The organism is Pseudonocardia sp. T1-2H, assembly GCF_038039215.1.
In the GTDB taxonomy this organism is placed as follows: domain Bacteria; phylum Actinomycetota; class Actinomycetes; order Mycobacteriales; family Pseudonocardiaceae; genus Pseudonocardia.
Map to the genome: position 1 here is coordinate 762,811 of NZ_JBBPCL010000001.1, position 16,314 is coordinate 779,124.

The 16,314-nt window shown below is 71.9% G+C and carries 19 protein-coding genes, 1 tRNA gene and 1 other RNA gene; 13 read left to right on the forward strand and 8 right to left on the reverse strand.

The genetic code is table 11. The features are described from left to right. Positions 1 to 5 precede the first annotated feature (5 nt). The 10 genes from WBK50_RS03850 (at position 6) to WBK50_RS03895 (ending at position 8,773) form a co-directional block, all read left to right on the forward strand. A complete protein-coding gene (locus WBK50_RS03850) occupies positions 6 to 1,028 on the forward strand; it encodes an acyl-CoA dehydrogenase family protein (RefSeq protein ID WP_341334263.1) in 1,023 nt (340 codons plus the stop codon). A 139-nt stretch (positions 1,029 to 1,167) separates the two neighbouring features. Beyond that, complete coding sequence (locus tag WBK50_RS03855) at positions 1,168 to 2,001, forward strand: leishmanolysin-related zinc metalloendopeptidase (RefSeq protein WP_341334264.1); 834 nt, start codon at positions 1,168 to 1,170, stop codon at positions 1,999 to 2,001. A gap of 82 nt (positions 2,002 to 2,083) precedes the next feature. After that, the gene (locus WBK50_RS03860) at positions 2,084 to 2,593 is read left to right on the forward strand and encodes a PadR family transcriptional regulator (protein WP_341334265.1); all 510 of its coding nucleotides are present in this window, start codon (positions 2,084 to 2,086) and stop codon (positions 2,591 to 2,593) included. Positions 2,594 to 2,617: 24 nt separating this feature from the next. Further along, positions 2,618 to 3,730: a peptide chain release factor 2 gene (prfB, locus tag WBK50_RS03865; RefSeq protein ID WP_341334266.1), complete on the forward strand. Its 1,113-nt coding sequence runs from the start codon at positions 2,618 to 2,620 to the stop codon at positions 3,728 to 3,730. A gap of 116 nt (positions 3,731 to 3,846) precedes the next feature. Beyond that, a complete protein-coding gene (gene ftsE, locus WBK50_RS03870; RefSeq protein WP_341334267.1) occupies positions 3,847 to 4,536 on the forward strand; it encodes a cell division ATP-binding protein FtsE in 690 nt (229 codons plus the stop codon). Next, entirely contained in the window at positions 4,536 to 5,453 is a 918-nt protein-coding gene (ftsX, locus tag WBK50_RS03875) for a permease-like cell division protein FtsX (protein WP_341334268.1), read from the forward strand. The genes ftsE and ftsX overlap by 1 nt, the downstream gene beginning before the upstream one ends. Before the next feature lie 56 nt (positions 5,454 to 5,509). Continuing rightward, entirely contained in the window at positions 5,510 to 5,995 is a 486-nt protein-coding gene (gene smpB / locus WBK50_RS03880) for an SsrA-binding protein SmpB (protein WP_341334269.1), read from the forward strand. Then, positions 5,995 to 6,966: an amidohydrolase family protein gene (locus tag WBK50_RS03885; protein WP_341339282.1), complete on the forward strand. Its 972-nt coding sequence runs from the start codon at positions 5,995 to 5,997 to the stop codon at positions 6,964 to 6,966. Before smpB ends, WBK50_RS03885 begins: the two co-directional genes overlap by 1 nt. A gap of 31 nt (positions 6,967 to 6,997) precedes the next feature. Further along, positions 6,998 to 7,382, forward strand: a transfer-messenger RNA (tmRNA) gene (gene ssrA, locus WBK50_RS03890). A gap of 131 nt (positions 7,383 to 7,513) precedes the next feature. Continuing rightward, the gene (locus WBK50_RS03895) at positions 7,514 to 8,773 is read left to right on the forward strand and encodes an MFS transporter (protein WP_341334270.1); all 1,260 of its coding nucleotides are present in this window, start codon (positions 7,514 to 7,516) and stop codon (positions 8,771 to 8,773) included. Positions 8,774 to 8,903: 130 nt separating this feature from the next. On the opposite strand, the gene WBK50_RS03900 is transcribed toward WBK50_RS03895, so the two are convergent. Next, the gene (locus WBK50_RS03900) at positions 8,904 to 9,632 is read right to left on the reverse strand and encodes a VIT1/CCC1 transporter family protein (protein WP_341334271.1); all 729 of its coding nucleotides are present in this window, start codon (positions 9,630 to 9,632) and stop codon (positions 8,904 to 8,906) included. 280 nt (positions 9,633 to 9,912) lie between these two features. On the opposite strand from WBK50_RS03900, the gene WBK50_RS03905 reads away from it, so the two are divergent. The 3 genes from WBK50_RS03905 (at position 9,913) to WBK50_RS03915 (ending at position 11,361) form a co-directional block, all read left to right on the forward strand. Then, on the forward strand, positions 9,913 to 10,440 hold the full coding sequence (locus WBK50_RS03905; RefSeq protein WP_341334272.1) for a MauE/DoxX family redox-associated membrane protein: 528 nt from the start codon (positions 9,913 to 9,915) through the stop codon (positions 10,438 to 10,440). 1 nt (position 10,441) lies between these two features. Continuing rightward, positions 10,442 to 11,215 carry a DsbA family protein gene (locus WBK50_RS03910; protein WP_341334273.1) on the forward strand — a complete coding sequence of 258 codons (774 nt, stop codon included), beginning with the start codon at positions 10,442 to 10,444 and terminating at the stop codon, positions 11,213 to 11,215. Positions 11,216 to 11,288: 73 nt separating this feature from the next. Continuing rightward, positions 11,289 to 11,361: transfer RNA gene (locus tag WBK50_RS03915), tRNA-Ala, on the forward strand. 10 nt (positions 11,362 to 11,371) lie between these two features. Here WBK50_RS03915 and WBK50_RS03920 read toward each other — a convergent pair. From WBK50_RS03920 to WBK50_RS03950, 7 genes are read right to left on the reverse strand one after another with little or no spacing between them, the layout of a single operon-like run. Beyond that, positions 11,372 to 12,160: a tyrosine-type recombinase/integrase gene (locus WBK50_RS03920; RefSeq protein ID WP_341334274.1), complete on the reverse strand. Its 789-nt coding sequence runs from the start codon at positions 12,158 to 12,160 to the stop codon at positions 11,372 to 11,374. Next, complete coding sequence (locus WBK50_RS03925) at positions 12,160 to 12,573, reverse strand: hypothetical protein (protein ID WP_341334275.1); 414 nt, start codon at positions 12,571 to 12,573, stop codon at positions 12,160 to 12,162. The genes WBK50_RS03920 and WBK50_RS03925 overlap by 1 nt, the downstream gene beginning before the upstream one ends. Continuing rightward, on the reverse strand, positions 12,570 to 12,770 hold the full coding sequence (locus tag WBK50_RS03930) for a helix-turn-helix domain-containing protein (RefSeq protein WP_341334276.1): 201 nt from the start codon (positions 12,768 to 12,770) through the stop codon (positions 12,570 to 12,572). The genes WBK50_RS03925 and WBK50_RS03930 overlap by 4 nt, the downstream gene beginning before the upstream one ends. Next, a complete protein-coding gene (locus tag WBK50_RS03935) occupies positions 12,767 to 14,098 on the reverse strand; it encodes a replication initiator (RefSeq protein WP_341334277.1) in 1,332 nt (443 codons plus the stop codon). The genes WBK50_RS03930 and WBK50_RS03935 overlap by 4 nt, the downstream gene beginning before the upstream one ends. Further along, on the reverse strand, positions 14,095 to 14,667 hold the full coding sequence (locus WBK50_RS03940; protein WP_341334278.1) for a hypothetical protein: 573 nt from the start codon (positions 14,665 to 14,667) through the stop codon (positions 14,095 to 14,097). Before WBK50_RS03940 ends, WBK50_RS03935 begins: the two co-directional genes overlap by 4 nt. Beyond that, positions 14,664 to 14,879: a hypothetical protein gene (locus tag WBK50_RS03945; protein WP_341334279.1), complete on the reverse strand. Its 216-nt coding sequence runs from the start codon at positions 14,877 to 14,879 to the stop codon at positions 14,664 to 14,666. The genes WBK50_RS03940 and WBK50_RS03945 overlap by 4 nt, the downstream gene beginning before the upstream one ends. Beyond that, entirely contained in the window at positions 14,879 to 16,312 is a 1,434-nt protein-coding gene (locus tag WBK50_RS03950; RefSeq protein WP_341334280.1) for an FtsK/SpoIIIE domain-containing protein, read from the reverse strand. The genes WBK50_RS03945 and WBK50_RS03950 overlap by 1 nt, the downstream gene beginning before the upstream one ends. Positions 16,313 to 16,314 lie beyond the last annotated feature (2 nt).

Below are 16,314 nucleotides of genomic sequence, written 5' to 3' on the forward strand. Positions count from 1 at the left end.
CCGGGATGTTCTTCGCACTCACTTCGGACCAGCAGGAGTTCGGCGCCGCCGTCCGCGGGTACCTGGCGGACCGGTTCGACACCGACGCCGTCCGGGCCGTCGTCGACGACCAGGACTCCGACGGGCACCCCGCCTCGCTGTGGAAGGCGGCCGCCGAGCAGGGCTGGCTCGCCGTCACCGTGCCCGAGGAGCACGACGGCCTGGGGCTCGGGCTGATCGAGGCCCAGGTCATCGCGCGGGCGCTCGGCGCCGGGGTCGCTCCCGGGCCGTGGCGCGGGACCGTCCTCGCGGCCGAGGCGATCCGGCTCGCAGGCTCCGACGAGCAGAAGGCGGCCTGGCTGCCACGGCTGGCGGCAGGGGACGCCGTCGGCGCGTTCACCCTGCGGGGATCGGCACCCGGCACCCTGCCCAACGTCGAGTACGGCGCGGTCGCGGACGTGATCGTCGCGCGCTCCGGGGACGGGCTCGCACTCGTCGAGAAGGGCGCCTTTACCGCGACCCCCCTCCGCTCCTACGACGGCACCGCGCGGGTCGCGTCGGTGCACGTCGAGGGTGCGGGCGAGGCCCTGCCCGGCGCGACCGCCGAGGTCGTCGCCGAGCTGGAGGCCCGGGCGACCGTGCTCGTGGCCGCGGACCTGACGGGCGTCGCCCGCGAGGCCCTGTCCCGCACCGTCGCCTACGACCGCGAGCGGGAGCAGTTCGGCGTGCCGGTCGGCTCGTTCCAGGCGATCAAGCACGCGCTGGCGGACCTGCACGTCGGGATCACGATGGCCGAGCACGCGTCGCTGTACGCCGCGCACGCCGTCGACGAGAAGCAGGACGACGCAGCGCTGGCCGTCGCGGTCGCCAAGGCCAAGGCGAGCGACGTGGCCCTGCAGGCGACGGCCGCGATGATCCAGTACCACGGCGGCATCGGCTTCACCTGGGAGCACGAGGCGCACTTCTTCTACAAGCGCGCCAAGCGCCTCGCCGGCCAGTACGGGGACGGGGACGCCCAGCGCGAGAAGATCGCCGCGCTGACGATCTGACCTGTGCGCGTGGAACCTCGCTCTAGCGAGGTTTCACGCGCACGACCCCGTCCGACCTGCGCCGGTCCGCTGTCGACGCCCTCGCCGCCCCCGTCCGGGTCCCGGCGCGGGAGCGGCGCAGGTGCGAGGATCCGGCCTCATGAGCGATCACTACCGGGCCGTCGCGAGCACCCGCCGGGCCGCGGCCCTCGCCGCCACCGACTCGCCGTTCGCGATCGACGTCCGCTTCACCGGCGGCCTCACCGGGCGCCAGCAGAAGGCGTTCAGCCGGGCCGCGGACCGGTGGGCGTCGGTGATCGTTGGCGACCTCCCGTCCGTGCTCGTGGACGGCGAGACGGTCGACGACGTGCTCATCCTCGCCTCGGGCAGCTCCATCGACGGCCCGGGGCAGATCCTCGGTCAGGCCGGGCCGACCCAGCTCCGGCCGGCCTCGGCCGGTGCCGCCGCGCTGCTGCCGGCCGCCGGGCGGATGCAGTTCGACAGCGCCGACCTCGCGCAGATGGAGGCCGACGGGACCCTCGACGACGTCATCACCCACGAGATGGGCCACGTCCTGGGCATCGGGACGCTGTGGAGCCGCAAGGGCCTCCTCGCCGGCTCCGGGACGGACGACCCGACGTTCAGCGGCGCGGGTGCCGTCGCCGAGTACGAGACGCTCACCGGCGCCGCGGAGACCGGCGTTCCGGTCGAGAACACCGGCGGCGCGGGCACCCGGGAGGGGCACTGGCGGGAGAGCGTCTTCGGCACCGAGCTGATGAGCGGTTTCATCGCCGCCGCGGGCAACCCGTTGAGCCGGCTCACCGTTGCCAGCCTCAGGGATCTCGGCTACGTCGTGGACCCCGAGGCCGCGGAGCCCTACTCGCTTCCGGCCGCGGTGGCCCCGGGGGAAGGGGCTGTCGTCGCCGGCCCGGGGCGGCGCTGTGTGGTCGGCCGTCCGGCCACATCGGTCCTTCCGGACTCCAGCCTGCGCTGAACGGGGGAGAGGCGGCCCGGCATTGGGTGCACAGTGGAATTCGTGGACTGCGGGAACCGGTCGGGCGTGCGACCGTTTACCGATGCCGGCCCCTCCCGCAGTGAACTCGACCGCCGCCGCGCTCCTCGGGCTGCTCCACGGCGGACCGATGACAGGCGGGCAGTTGGTCGCGGCGGCGGGCGAACGGTTCGGCTCGTTCTTCACCGTGACCCGCAGCCAGGTCTACCGCGAGCTGCCCGTGCTGGCCGAGGCCGGGCTGCTCCGGCTCGGCAAACAGGGCCCTCGCGCGTCGCAGCAGTACGTGATCACCGCGGCGGGGAAGCGGGCCTTCAAGGCGTGGCTGACCGGTGGCAGCGGGTCCGACGCGCTGCGCAGCCCGCTGGTGCTCCGGCTCCTGCATGCGGGGTCGTTGACGGTGAAGCAGCGCACGGAGCTGGTGAGCGACGCGCGGGAGGCGTACACCTCCCGGCTGGAGGAGGCGCGCGTCGCGGCCCGGGGTGAACCGGACCCGTATCGGAAGGCGGTCGCGGACTTCGCCGTCGCGCACACGCGGGCGATGGTGAAACTGCTGGACGCGATCCCTGTCGACTAGCGGGTACACGTACCCTTGGGTGCTGTGAATGCCGACGCCGCAGCCGACCTGAAGGAACTCTCCGCCACCCTGGAGAGCATCGAGAAGGTCACCGACCTGCCCGCGCTGCGCTCGGAGATCGCGGACCTCTCGGACCAGGCGGGCCAGCCCGACCTCTGGAACGACACCGAGGCCGCACAGAAGGTCACCAGCCGGCTCGCCCACGCCCAGGGTGACCTGCGGCGACTCGAGGACCTCCGGCGCCGCGTCGACGACCTCCCGGTGCTCTACGAGCTCGCGGAGGACGAGGGCGACGAGGGTGCCGTCGCGGACGCGGACGCCGAGCGCGCCAAGCTGCGCGAGGACATCTCCTCGCTCGAGGTCCGCACCCTGCTCTCCGGCGAGTACGACGAGCGCGAGGCGCTGGTCACCATCCGTTCGGAGGCCGGTGGCGTCGACGCCGCGGACTTCGCCGAGATGCTCATGCGGATGTACATGCGCTGGGCGGAGCGCCATGGCTACCCCACGGACGTCTACGACACCTCCTACGCGGAGGAGGCGGGCATCAAGTCCGCCACCTTCCAGGTCCACGCGCCGTACGCCTACGGGACGCTGTCGGTCGAGCAGGGCACGCACCGCCTCGTGCGGATCTCCCCGTTCGACAACCAGGGCCGCCGCCAGACCTCGTTCGCCGGCGTCGAGGTGGCGCCCGTCGTCGAGTCCACGGACCACGTCGAGATCGACGAGAAGGACCTGCGGGTCGACGTCTACCGCTCGTCGGGCCCGGGTGGTCAGGGGGTCAACACGACCGACTCCGCCGTCCGGCTCACGCACATCCCGACCGGAATCGTGGTGTCCTGCCAGAACGAGCGCTCGCAGATCCAGAACAAGGCCACCGCGATGGTCGTCCTGCAGGCCAAGCTGCTCGCCCGGCAGCGCCAGGAGGAGCAGGCGCGGATGGACGCGCTGAAGGACACCGGCTCGTCCTGGGGAAACCAGATGCGCAACTATGTGCTGCACCCGTACCAGATGGTCAAGGACCTGCGGACGGACTACGAGGTCGGCAACCCGGGCGCGGTGCTGGACGGGGACATCGACGGCTTCGTCGAGGCGGGCATCCGCTGGCGCAAGAGCCAGCAGATGGCCGACGGGAGCTGAGTCCGGCGGCCTGATCGGACCGTGATCGACCGTTGATCGGACGAGCGGTCGTACCGCTGCGCCGAGGGGGCGGGTCGGGGCGCGGCCCCGCGGCGTCGCGCCGGTAGGTTCGGCGCGTGATCCGCCTCGAACGCGTCACGAAGATGTACAAGACGTCCACCCGGCCCGCGCTCGACCGTGTCTCGGTCGAGGTCGACAAGGGTGAGTTCGTCTTCCTCATCGGGCCGTCGGGCTCCGGGAAGTCGACGTTCCTGCGGCTGCTGCTGCGGGAGGACGTCCCCACCCGAGGGAACATCTTCGTCACGGACCTGAACGTCGCGAAGCTGCCGCGGCGGAAGGTCCCCCGCCTGCGCCAGCGGATCGGCTGCGTCTTCCAGGACTTCCGGCTGCTGCCGAACAAGACCGTCGGCGGGAACGTCGCCTTCGCGCTCGAGGTGATCGGCAAGCCCCCGTCGACGATCAGGAAGGTCGTGCCCGAGGTGCTCGAGCTCGTCGGGCTCGAGGGCAAGGCGGAACGGATGCCGCACGAGCTCTCCGGCGGGGAGCAGCAGCGCGTCGCGATCGCCCGGGCGTTCGTGAACCGGCCGCTGGTGCTGCTCGCGGACGAGCCCACGGGCAACCTGGACCCGGACACCAGCCAGGACATCATGCTGCTGCTGGAGCGGATCAACCGCACGGGGACGACCGTCGTGATGGCGACGCACGACCACTCGATCGTCGACTCGATGCGCCGCCGCGTGGTCGAGCTGGAGATGGGCCGGGTCGTCCGGGACGAGGCCCACGCGGTGTACGGGGTGGGCCGGTAGTGCGCACGGACTTCGTCTTCCGCGAGGTCGGCACGGGCCTGCGCCGCAACGTCACGATGACCGTGGCGATGGTGCTGACCACCGCGATCTCGCTGCTCCTGGTCGGAACCGGCCTGCTCGCCGTCCGCACGATCGACAGCACCGAGTCGCTCTACAGTGACCGGCTCGAGGTGCAGGTCTCGCTCACCCAGGACGTCTCGGCGTCGGACCCGGACTGCAGCCAGCCGATCTGCTCGGGGCTGCGGTCCACCCTGGAGAACTCGCCGCTGATCGCCTCGGTGCGCTACGAGAGCCAGCAGGCCGCCTACGAGCGGTTCCAGCAGCTCTTCGCCGGCCAGTCGATCGCCGAGGTCGCCCGCCCGCAGTCGCTCCCCGCGCAGCTGCGAGTGAAGCTCGTGGACACCGACGGCGCCCAGGCGGACGCCGGTGCCGCGGCCGTGCGGCAGGCGATGCAGAACCAGGTCGGCGTACGCACGGTGATCGACCAGCGGGACGTCGTCGCGAAGCTGTTCGACTTCCTCGGCGGCGTGCGGAACGTGACCTTCGCGCTGGCGCTCGTCCAGGCCGTCGCGGCGCTGCTGCTGATCTCGAACACCGTCCAGGTGTCCGCCTACACGCGGCGCACCGAGGTCGGCGTGATGCGCCTGGTCGGCGCGACGCGCTGGTACACCCAGCTGCCCTTCCTCATCGAGGCCGTGGTGACGGGCGTGGTGGGCGCGGTGCTCGCGGGCGTCGGGCTCGTCGTCGGGAAGCTCGCGTTCATCGACTCGTTGCTCGCCGGGATCGCGCAGAACGGCGTCATCCCGCCGATCACGCTGGTGGACGTGGTCACGACGTCGGTCTGGCTGGTCCCGATCGGCGCGGCCATCGCGGGGATCACGGGCTACATCACCCTGCGCCTGTACGTGAAGGTCTGACGCACACGCCCGCAACACAGGTGATCGCCGGCACCCCTCCCGCGTAGGCTGGAGGGGTGAAGGAGAAAGGCCGCAAGGTGATCGCGCAGAACCGGCGCGCGCGTCACGACTACGCCGTGCTGGACACGTACGAGGCCGGTGTGGCGCTGATGGGCACCGAGGTGAAGAGCCTGCGGCTGGGCCGGGCGTCCCTGGCGGATGCGTTCGCGACGGTCGACGACGGCGAGGTCTGGCTCCGCGGCCTGCACATCCCCGAGTACACCCAGGGGAGCTGGACGAACCACGAGCCGCGGCGTACGCGCAAGCTGCTGCTGCACCGCGGCGAGATCGAGCGGCTGATCGGCAAGATCCGCGAGGGCGGCCTCACGCTCGTCCCGCTGTCGCTCTACTTCAGCGACGGCAAGGTCAAGCTCGAGCTCGCCCTGGCCAAGGGCAAGAAGACCTTCGACAAGCGGCAGGACCTGGCCAAGCGGGACGCGAACCGGGACATGCAGCGGGCCATGGGCCGCGCGATCAAGGGACGGGACAGGGAACGCCGGTGATCCCGGAGCCACCCCGCAGCGATGCGGACGTACCGCGGTTCACCGCTGAGCTCGGCCTTCCCGGGCTCGTCGACGTGCACGTGCACTTCCTGCCCGAGCGGATGCTGCGGAAGGTCTGGGCGTACTTCGATCAGGCGGAGACCCACTACGGTAGGCCCTGGCCGATCCAGTACCGGACGCCCGAGCCGGAGCGCGTCGCCACGCTCGAGGAGCTCGGCGTCCTGCACTACGCCCCGCTGGTCTACCCGCACAAGCCGGGGATGGCGCGCTGGCTGACGGAGTGGGTGGGGGAGTTCGCGAAGGCGACGCCCGCCGCGGTGCGCACCGCGACCCTGTTCCCGGAGCCGGACGTCGCGGACTACCTCGGCGCCGCCGTCGAGGCGGGGGCACGCGCGGTGAAGGTGCACGTGCAGGTCGGCTCGTTCGACCCGCGGGACGATCTGCTGCGCCCGGCGTGGGGCCTGCTGGCCGAGGCGGGGGTCCCGGCGATCGTGCACTGCGGGCACGGGCCGATCCGGGGGAAGCACACCGGGCTGGACATCATCGCCGAGGTGCTGAAGGAGCACCCGCAGCTGCCGATCGTGCTGGCGCACGCGGGGATGCCGGACTTCGCCGAGGCCCTGGACCTGGTGCAGAGTTTCGAGAACGTGCACCTGGACACGACCATGGTCGGCACGGACTTCAGCCTGGAGATCGCGCCGCTGCCGCCGGACTGGCCCGAACGGCTCGTCGACGTCGCGGACCGGGTGGTGCTCGGCACGGACTTCCCGAACATCCCGTACCCGTACCACGAGCAGATCGCCGCCGTGGCCGGTTGGGCCGCCGCGGACGACCGGCTGGGCGCGGGCTTCCTGCGTTCGGTCCTGTACGAGGCACCGGCCCGGCTGCTCGGGGTGGGGGACGAGCGGGTTCCACCCGCTGACGACACGCACGCGTGGAATCGGAATGAACCGGGGCCCTGCAGGCGTTAGACTCCATGTAACGCCCACTGCGGGCGCCGAGGGGGGTGAACGGTTTCGACTCCGGCCAGTGATCCAGGGGAAGCGTGTCGAGGAAGACGACGATGATCTCGTTAACCATGCGTCGTAAAACAACAAGTGCCGACACCAGTCGCACTGCCCCGGCTCAGGCCGAGCTCGCGCTCGCTGCCTGACCCATAAGGGGCTGTCGGACCGGAGGCGTTCCCGCTCCGGACCCCGGCATCATTTAGGGAACTCACCTCAACACCCGGTCACGGGGTGCTGAGGGACAAAAAGCAGTGACTGGGATCGTCACACCGGCTCGTTCGCATGACCGGTGGATCCGAGTAGAGGCGACGCGGACTGCACACGGAGAAGTCCTGGTGAAGTGACGGAGGACCCGGGTTCGATTCCCGGCACCTCCACAGATCGAGACCCGACGGGGCCACGGCCGAACGGCCGTGGCCCCGTTGCTGTGTCCGGGCACACCCTCGTGCGGAAATCGCCCATCGCGTAGCGTCGCTAACGAAACGCGACGTCAGGGGGCAGCGTGGCCGACGTGGTACGAACGCGACTCCGGGGATCCGGCGCCCGGCTCCCGCGCGAGGTCCTGGTGCTCGTCGCCTCGGCATTCGTGGTGGCCATCGGGTTCGGCATCGTGGCGCCCGCGCTGCCGGCCTTCGCCCGCAGCTTCGACGTCGGGGTCACCGCCGCGGCCGTGGTGGTCAGCCTGTTCGCCGCGTTCCGGCTCGGCTTCGCGCCGATCGGCGGGCGGCTGGTCACCCGCTTCGGCGAGCTGCGAATCTACTGCCTGGGCCTGGCGATCGCGGCGACGTCCGTCGGGGCGACGGCGTTCGCGGCGAACTACTGGCAGCTGCTGATCTTCCGCGGGGTCGGCGGCATCGGTTCCACGATGTTCACCGTCTCGGCGATCTCGCTGCTCGTCCGGCTCTCCCCGCCCGACTCGCGCGGCCGGGCGTCCGGGGCCTGGGCGACGGGCTTCCTACTCGGCAACATCGCCGGGCCGCTGCTGGGCGGCCTGCTCGTCGTCGTCAGCCTGCGGGCGCCGTTCCTCTGCTACGCCATTGCGCTGCTGCTGGCGCTGGCCATCTCCGCGCTGATGCTCCGTGGCCGGACGGGTTATGCGTCGGGTACCGAGAACGTTCCGCCCGCGCTGTTCCGCACCGCGTTCGCGCACCCCACCTACCGGGCCGCGCTGGTGGCGAGCTTCGCCAACGGCTGGACGGTGTTCGGGGTCCGGATCGCGCTGGTGCCGCTGTTCGTCGTCGCGGTACTGGGCCAGGAGGAGTCCTGGGCCGGGTTCGCACTGTCCGTGTTCGCCGCCGGCAACGCGGCGACGCTGCTGCTGGCCGGCCGGCTCGCGGACCGGCGCGGCCGCAAGCTGCCGGTGATCTCGGGCCTGGTCGTCTCGGCCTTCGCGACCTCCCTGCTCGGCTTGCACACCCCGCTGCCGGTGTTCCTGGCGTTGTCACTGGTCGCGGGCGTGGGCAGCGGGCTGGTCAACCCCGCGATGACGGCGGCCGTCGCGGACGTCGTCGGGGCGAAGGCACGGGGCGGCACGGTGCTCGCCGGCTTCCAGATGGCCGCGGACTGCGGCGCGATCATCGGCCCGCTGCTGGCGGGTGCGGTCGCCGAGGCCGCGGGCTTCGGCTGGGCGTTCGTGCTCACCGGAGCGACCTCCGTCCTGGCCCTCGCCTTCTGGGTGCGGGCGCCGGAGACCCTGCCACGGACGGAGCCGTGCGATCCCGCACGGCTGCCGTCCGAGGCGGTGACGACCCGGGCTCTCGGCTCGGAGTAGAGGTCAGGCCCGGGTGAGATAGGCCGGCCGCTCGGTCAGCTGCTCCTCGACGAGGCGTTCTCCGGGGGCCAGCTCGCCGTCGAGGATCTCCGCACGTTCCGGGTCGGGTCTCCCTTTCCAGGGTGTCAGATCACGCGGCGGAGACCCCGATGAGCATGCCGACCAGATAGGTCGCGCCCGCCGCGATCGCCCCGAACATCAGCTGCCGAAGCCCGCCGCCCCACCATGTGCGGACCGTGAAGCGGGACGAGAGCGCACCGGCCGCGAACAGCCCGACCGCGCCGATCCCCAGCGCGAGGACCAGCGACGACGACCCGAGGAGGAACGACAGCAGCGGGATGATGCCGCCGATCGCGAAGCACAGGAACGACGAGATCGCCGCCGTCCACGGTGAGGGCTGGTCGTCCAGGCTCACGCCCAGCTCCTGGCGCACGTGCGCCCGCAGCGCCAGGTCCGGGTTGGCGTGCACCTCCTCGGCAACGGCCCGCGCGGTCGGCTCCGTGAGACCCATCTCCCGGTACATGTCGACCAGCTCGGCCTTCTCCGCGTTCGGGTGGCGCTCGAGCTCGTCGCGTTCCTTCGACGCCTCCTGCTGCACGGCCTCGTTCTGCGTACCGACCGACGCGAACTCGCCCAACGCCATCGAGAACGCGCCCGCGACGAGCCCGGCCATCCCCGTCAGCACGATCAACTGGCGGTCGCCGCCACCGCCGCCGACGCCCGCGACCAGCGCGATGTTCGTGACGAGGCCGTCCATGGCGCCGAACGTGGCGGCGCGCAGCCAGCCACCGGAGATGTCCTGGTGGTGATGGTCCTGCGCGTGCGCGGCCAGCTCGTCGTCCGGTACCGGGGTACTCACCCGCCGAGCGTAGCCGCTGCCCCGACAGGGTGGTCGGCTCGCGGGACGGCCGGCGCTTCGGCGTCCTGATGGACGGCGACCGAGCTGTCCTCGTCCGGCGGCAGTGGGTGCTCCGCCACCGGGAGCTGCCGGCCGAGAGCAACCGGACCGCGCGCCGTCGCGTCGATGAATCGAGCGTCCGACCTGGACGCGGCTCTCGAGCAGGGGTCCGCCCGCGAGAATTCCGGCCCTGCTCCGGGCCCTCAGAAACGTCTCAGGTAGCGGGACTACGGTGCGCCGCGTGACGAGGGATCGCGTACTGGACGTGGTCGGCACGCTAGCGCGGCTGGGGCTCGCGGCGGTGTGGCTGGTGTCCGGCCTGCTCAAGGTCGTCGACCCGGACCAGACCTACGTGGCCGTGCGCGCGTACGACGTGCTGCCGAAGCTCGGGGTGTCGGTCGTGGCGGGTGTGCTGCCGTGGTTCGAGCTCGCCCTGGGTCTGCTGCTGCTCCTCGGCGTCGGGATCCGGCTGGTCGCCTGGCTCTCCGTCGGGCTGCTGGTCGCGTTCATCGCGGGTGTGAGCCAGGCGTGGGCGCGGGGGCTGTCGATCGACTGCGGCTGCTTCGGCGGCGGTGGCGCGGTCGCGGCCGGGCAGACCCAGTACGTGCAGGAACTGTGGCGGGACATCGGATTCTTGCTGATGGCGGGCTGGCTCGCGGTCCGGCCGCGGACGCTGGGATCCCTCGACGGCCGGTTCGGCGCCGCGCCCGCACCCGCGGGCGTCGGGGCCCGGCGAGATGCTCGGGGAACTGAAGGAGACGGGAACTGACGTGGGTGGTGCGGAGCGCAGGGAACGGGAACGGCGCCAGGCGGCGACCGAGGCCCGGCTGCAGGCGGCACGCAAGGCGACGGGCAAGGCGAGCCGTGGAGGCATCCTCGGCAATACCCCCGCCCTGGCGATCGTCGCGGTCGTCGTGGTCGCGGCGATCATCGTGGGCGTCGTGATCGCGGCGAACCGCAACTCGGCGGGGAACGCGCCGGTGGCGGCGCACTACCCGGTCAGCCGGGCGGACACCGTGATCGTCGCCGGCCAGCCGTCGGCCCCGAAGACGATCTCGGTATACGAGGACTACCTCTGCCCCTACTGTGAACGGCTCGAGCAGCGCTATGGCGACCAGCTGACGACCGCGCTCAACGCCGGCCAGATCAAGGTCGAGTACCACGCGCTCGGCTTCCTCGACGCCAGCTCGAGCCCGGCCGGCTACTCCACCCGCGCCGCGAACGCCGCCCTCTGCGCCGCGGACGCGAACATCTGGCCCGCCTACCACGCCGCGCTCTACGCGACCCAGCCCGCGGAGGGTGGCCCCGGCCTCAGCGACGAGGAGCTGATCCAGAAGGGCACGGACCTCGGCGCGCCGAACACGTTCGGCCAGTGCGTCACGGGCAACGGCAACGCCGCCGCCATCGCCTCGGCCACCAACACCGCTGTCGCGAACCCCGCCCTGCAGAGCAACGGTCGGTTCGGGACACCGACCGTCATCGTCAACGGCAGCAAGGTCGACCTGAACGACACGAACTGGCTCACCGAGGCGATCGCAGGCTGACGCCGTGGAGCCGGTTCCCGGGACCCCCCGGAAATCGGCTCCACAGCCGTCGTGTACGGTTCAGTCATCGCAAGGGGCTGTGGCGCAGCTGGTAGCGCACTTGACTGGCAGTCAAGGGGTCAGGGGTTCGAATCCCCTCAGCTCCACCCTTGATGATCAGCCCGGACACTCGTCCGGGCTTTTTTCTTGTCCGGCCTCGGTGGCCGCTGAGTGACTAACTGAGTGACTAACCGCCGTGAGTGGGAACAGATCATCCATCGCTGTGGTGCCTTCGTCGAGCACCGGCTTGAGCTGCTTCCGATAGACGGCCTCGGTGACAGCGGTCCCGCTGTGCCCGACGAGCCGTGAGATCTGCTCCAGCGGAACGCCGGACTCGGAGAGCAGCGAGACGAAGCTGTGCCGCAGCTCGCGTGGGGTCCATGCCTTCGGATCGAGCCCGGCCGCCTCGACGACCCGCCGGAAGGTGCGCCGGACGTTGTGCGCGTCCATCCCGGTCCCGTTGGCGGTCGCGAACACGAGGTCGTCAGGGTCGACGGCGCGGCCAACCTTGTGCCGCCGGAGCGCGTCGACGCAGCGGAGCGGCATGGCGATCCGCCGCCTCGACTTGCGAGTCTTGGTGTCGCCGCCGAGCCGCACCGAGCGGAGAACGGAGATCGAGGGCGGGACCGGCGGAACAGCGTCCGGCTTGCCGTCGAGGTCGACATCGGCCCAGCGCAGCGCGCGGAGTTCTTCGGTACGGGCGCCGACCAGCAGCGAGAGCACGATGTAGGCACGTAGCGGTGAGCCCTCGGCCGCGGTGAGGAGCTTCTCGGCCTGGGCGAACGTGAGTGACTTGGATGGCCGCCCGGCCTTGCCGGTAGGGATCTCGCAGAGCCCGACGACGTTGCGCCGGACCTTGTCGCGTGCCATCGCGTAGTTCACGGCGCGGTTGAGGATCGAGTGCATCAGCCGGAGCGTGCGGGTACTGACCTGCGACGACTCGGCGCGGAGCCAACGGTCGACGTCCTCGGCCGACAGGTCTGCGAGCCGTCGACGGCCGAGCGGCGGGATGATGTGGTGGTCGCTGATGGTGCGGTAGTTCGCGACCGTCCCGGGGAGCGGCCGGACAGGGCGTAGTCGAGCCAGTAGCTGACCGCCTCGCCGACGGTGTAGCGCGGCGTGCGTGACGTCAGCCCGTCCTCGTGGTCCCGCAGGATCCGCTTGAGCTTGTCCTTCGCGGCGGTCTTGGTCGTCCCGCTGGCCTTCTTGGTGATCCGCTTTCCGCGCCCGTCGAAGCCGAGCGTGGCTGTGGCGATCCACCGCTGGCGGGTCTCGTCCCAGTGCAGTCCGCCTTCCCCTCGGTTGCGTCGGGTGGTCACGAGGCGATGCCGAAGTCGTCGGATTCCCGCTCCAGGAGCGCGATGTAGTCGGCGATGGCGGAGGCGGGGATGAGCCGGACGCGGCCGACCCGGACCGAGCGGAGGCGACCGCTGCGAAGCTCTTCGTACAGGGTGCTGCGGCCGAGGGAGAGCAGCGCCATGACGTCCGGCACCCGGTACAGCTCCTTGGCGTTCACGGTCCGGTCCTCCTGGTCGTCCGTCGGTCGTCGCGGATGCGTTCGGCGTGGGCGATGGCGAGTTCGCGGTCGGTGTCGGTGTGGTGGCCGATGCCGACGAGGTGCCAGTCGTTGATGACGATCACGGGGTCGTCGGCGGGGTGGCCGAGGTGGTCGAGCTGTTCGGCCAGGCGCCAGGCCCGACGTTCACCGCGGATGACGCGGAAGGTGGTGGAGTAGGCGCGGCTCTTGGTGAGGAAGTGGCCGCGGAACCCGAGCATGTGGGCCCATTTGCGCAGGTTGAGCTCCGCGTACTGGGCGAGGCCGCCGAGGTGCCAGGCGGTTTCGATGAGGCGCCGGTGGTGGGTGGCCAGGTGCATCCGCTCGAGGTGGGCCAGGGAGCGGATGGGGCGGTCGGGGTGGCCGTCGGTCTTCCCGGTGCCCTTGGTGGCGTATTTGGCGATGTAGCCGGCCAACCGGCTGTCGGTGATCTCGCCGGACTCGTCGGTGACCGCGTCGTGGGCGGTGGGAGTGATCTCGCGCAGGTCGAGCTGCGCGCCCCAGCGCAGGGTGAGGGTGGTGCCGTCGGGCCGGGCGACGTCCAGGCCGGTCGCGGTGGCCGCCTCGTGGACGGCGTCGCGGAGGGCTTCGGCGGTGAGCCCGGCGGGTGGTGGGTCGGCGGGTCCGTCGGGGCCGTCGAGCCGGATCGCGGCGTGGAAGTGCACGAGCCCGCGGCGTTGGTATTCGGCGACCTTGGCGTAGGACAGCCGGGCGACCTGGCCGAACCGACGTCCGGAGACCCCGAGCCGGGCGGCGAGGGCACGGCGCAGGGTGATGGCGAAGCGGTGCCAGAGCTTCCCGGCGTGGGCCTGCCAGAGGACCGCGGCGGTGTAGTCGTAGCTGTCGTGGTCGATCGCGCCGCCGAGGTTCGGGTCGTGGTCGCGGTGGTGGACCCCGCAGGCGCAGGGGATGACCCGGCCGCGGGTGGTGAGCCGTCGGGTGTGGACGGGCCCGAACGAGGGCGCGGTGAGGGTGAGGAACAGGCGGGGCCGGTCGGTCACGGTGGCGGGGATGCCGCGCTCTTGTCCGGCGAGTCCGGCGCGGATGAGGTGGAAGGCGTCGGCGGCGTAGCGGTCCGAGCAGGACGGACAGACGGTGTCGCGGCGGTTCCCGCACGGCGCCCACACCTCCCCGGTGCGCTGGGCCAGGACCCGCCCGTCGGAGGTGGTGATGGTCGAGGAGCCGCGCAGCCGGACGGGGTGGGCGCAGCCGCCGGTGGCCTCCATCCGGGCCCGCCACGTCGGGTAGTCGAAGGAGCGGAGCCGCGCGGTCAGTTCCAGGTCGCTCATCGTGGGTAGACCTCGTGTTCGTGTTCGATCTCGACGGGGTCGGCGCGCAAGCCGTGGTGGCGGGCGAGGCGTTCGGCACCGGCCCGGTAGGAACGGGCCCGCCCGATGACCTCCCCGGCGCTGGTCTCGACGAGGTAGCTGCCGTTCTCGCGGACGATGGCGCCGGAGAACTCGTCCGCGGTGACCAGGCCATGCCCGGGGCGGACGACGTCGACGAAGACCCGCACCCGGTCCCCTGGCTGGGCCTTGGAGGCCGCGACGGCGGCGACGTCGACGGTGGTGGCTGCTTCGGGTTCTGCGCGGCCATCGACAGTGACGGTCACCCGGGACCCGTGGACGAGGCGCCCGGCGGCCAGGAGGTGATGCACCGTGGCGGCGACGTCCGAGCGGGCAGGGATGGCGTGCTCGGCAGCGCGGGTGCCGATGTGGCGGGTGTGCACGGCCTCGCCGACGCCGACCAGGACGAAGCCGGGATCGCGGGCGTCGCGCAGCACGCGGTCGGTGACTTCGTCGTCGAACAGCAGGGCTTGCCCGGCCGCCTCCCGGCGCTGGCGGGGGAGGCGGCTCATCGCGTCCACCACCACGAGTAGCGGGCCTCGGCACCCCATTCAGCGGCCAGCGCGCGGGTCGCCCGGTACTCGATCAGAGCGGCGCCGATGGCAGCGACCCAGAACCAGCCGGAACCGGTGCCGAGCACGAGCCAAAACAAACCGACGACGGCGGCGAGGGCGAGGGTGACGCGCAGCCAGGTCGCGGCGGCCCATCCGGTGACGGCCCACATCACGCCGCCTCGCCATCGCCGACGGCCCGCAGCCCGGGGGTGGCCGGAGGGGTGCAGCGAGCGACGAGCTCGTCGATCTCCTCATCGGTCACCAGGGCGGCGCGGAACCGGATCGGCAGCCGCGAGCGCTGGTCGATCACGTAGCCGATCCCGGCGTGCGCTTGATCGCCGGGGATCTCGTCGGCCAGCGCGCCCCGCTCCCGGGCACCGTCGCCGAGGACCATGTCCACGTGGGAGCTGGCGGTGACGCCGAGGCAGATCCGGGTGGGGAACAGCTCGCGGACGTCCACGACGTCCTTGGACGGTTCCTGCACGTAGCCCATGACGCTGGTGAGACAGGCGCGGCCCTGGGTGAGGATCTCGGCGAGCAGGCGCAGGGCCTCGCGGACGTCGCCGCGTTCGCCGTAGGCGGTGAGCATCGCCATCTCGTCGATCACGACCAGGTCCAGCGGCGTGGTCGGGGAGACGTCGAGGCGCCGGAGCCCGTGGGCGGCCATGTGGGCCTGGCGGGTCTTCATCTCGTCCCGCACGGCGGTGAGCAGGGCGATGGCCTCGGCCGCGGTGGTGGCGTGGCGGTGGAACAGCGGCGCTCCGCGGTGGGTCTCGGCGCCGCCCTTCAGATCGATCACGTGCAGCCGCACCAGCCGGTCGCGGATGGCGGGGCCCATCGCGCGCAGCGGTGCCCAGATCAGCGAGCCCTTGCCCGGGCCGGTGGCGCCGGCCACCAGGACGTGACGGCCGGGCACGCCCAGGGTGAAGGGGTGGCCGTACTCATCCTCACCGACCGGGAGCGCGGCGAGATCGACGAGATCGGTCTCGGCGGGGATCGCCGGTGCGGGGATGGGCAGGGTGAAGGGCATCTGTCGCTCGACCACGACGGTGAGCACGCCGGGGCGGTGGCGCGTGACCGCGACCCGGTGGGCGCGCATCGCATCGGCGAGGGTCTCGGTGCGCCCCGTCCACAGCGTGAGGTCCTGGCCGCGGGTCAGACGGACCCGCAGGGTGTCGATCGAGCGAGTGGCCGAGCGGACCCGCAGCACCCGCGGGGCGTCGATGCGGCCCGTGTGGTGGTTCTCCCTCGCGAGGCCGCAGTCGGCGAGTAAGGCCGCCCAGCGGCGGCCGCGGTAGGTGGTCCAGCGCCGCCAGGCCGCACGCAACATGGGGGCGGCGAAGCGGTCAAACGTGGGAGGGTGCAGCCGCCCCCACACCACCACGGCCAGCAGCAGCGAGCCGATAGTGATCGCGGCCGGGAGCAGGCCGACGAGCACCGCGGCCACGACGAGGGCGGCAGGGATAAGCAGGAACAGGGGGTGGCGGGCCAGCCAGGCCAGGCCGCGGAACTCGCCGCCGACCGGGCGGGAGGAGTGCCGGACCGTGGGGCGGTGGTGCGCCTCGGCGTGGCGCAGGGACGGGCGGTGCAGCGGGCGGGCCATGA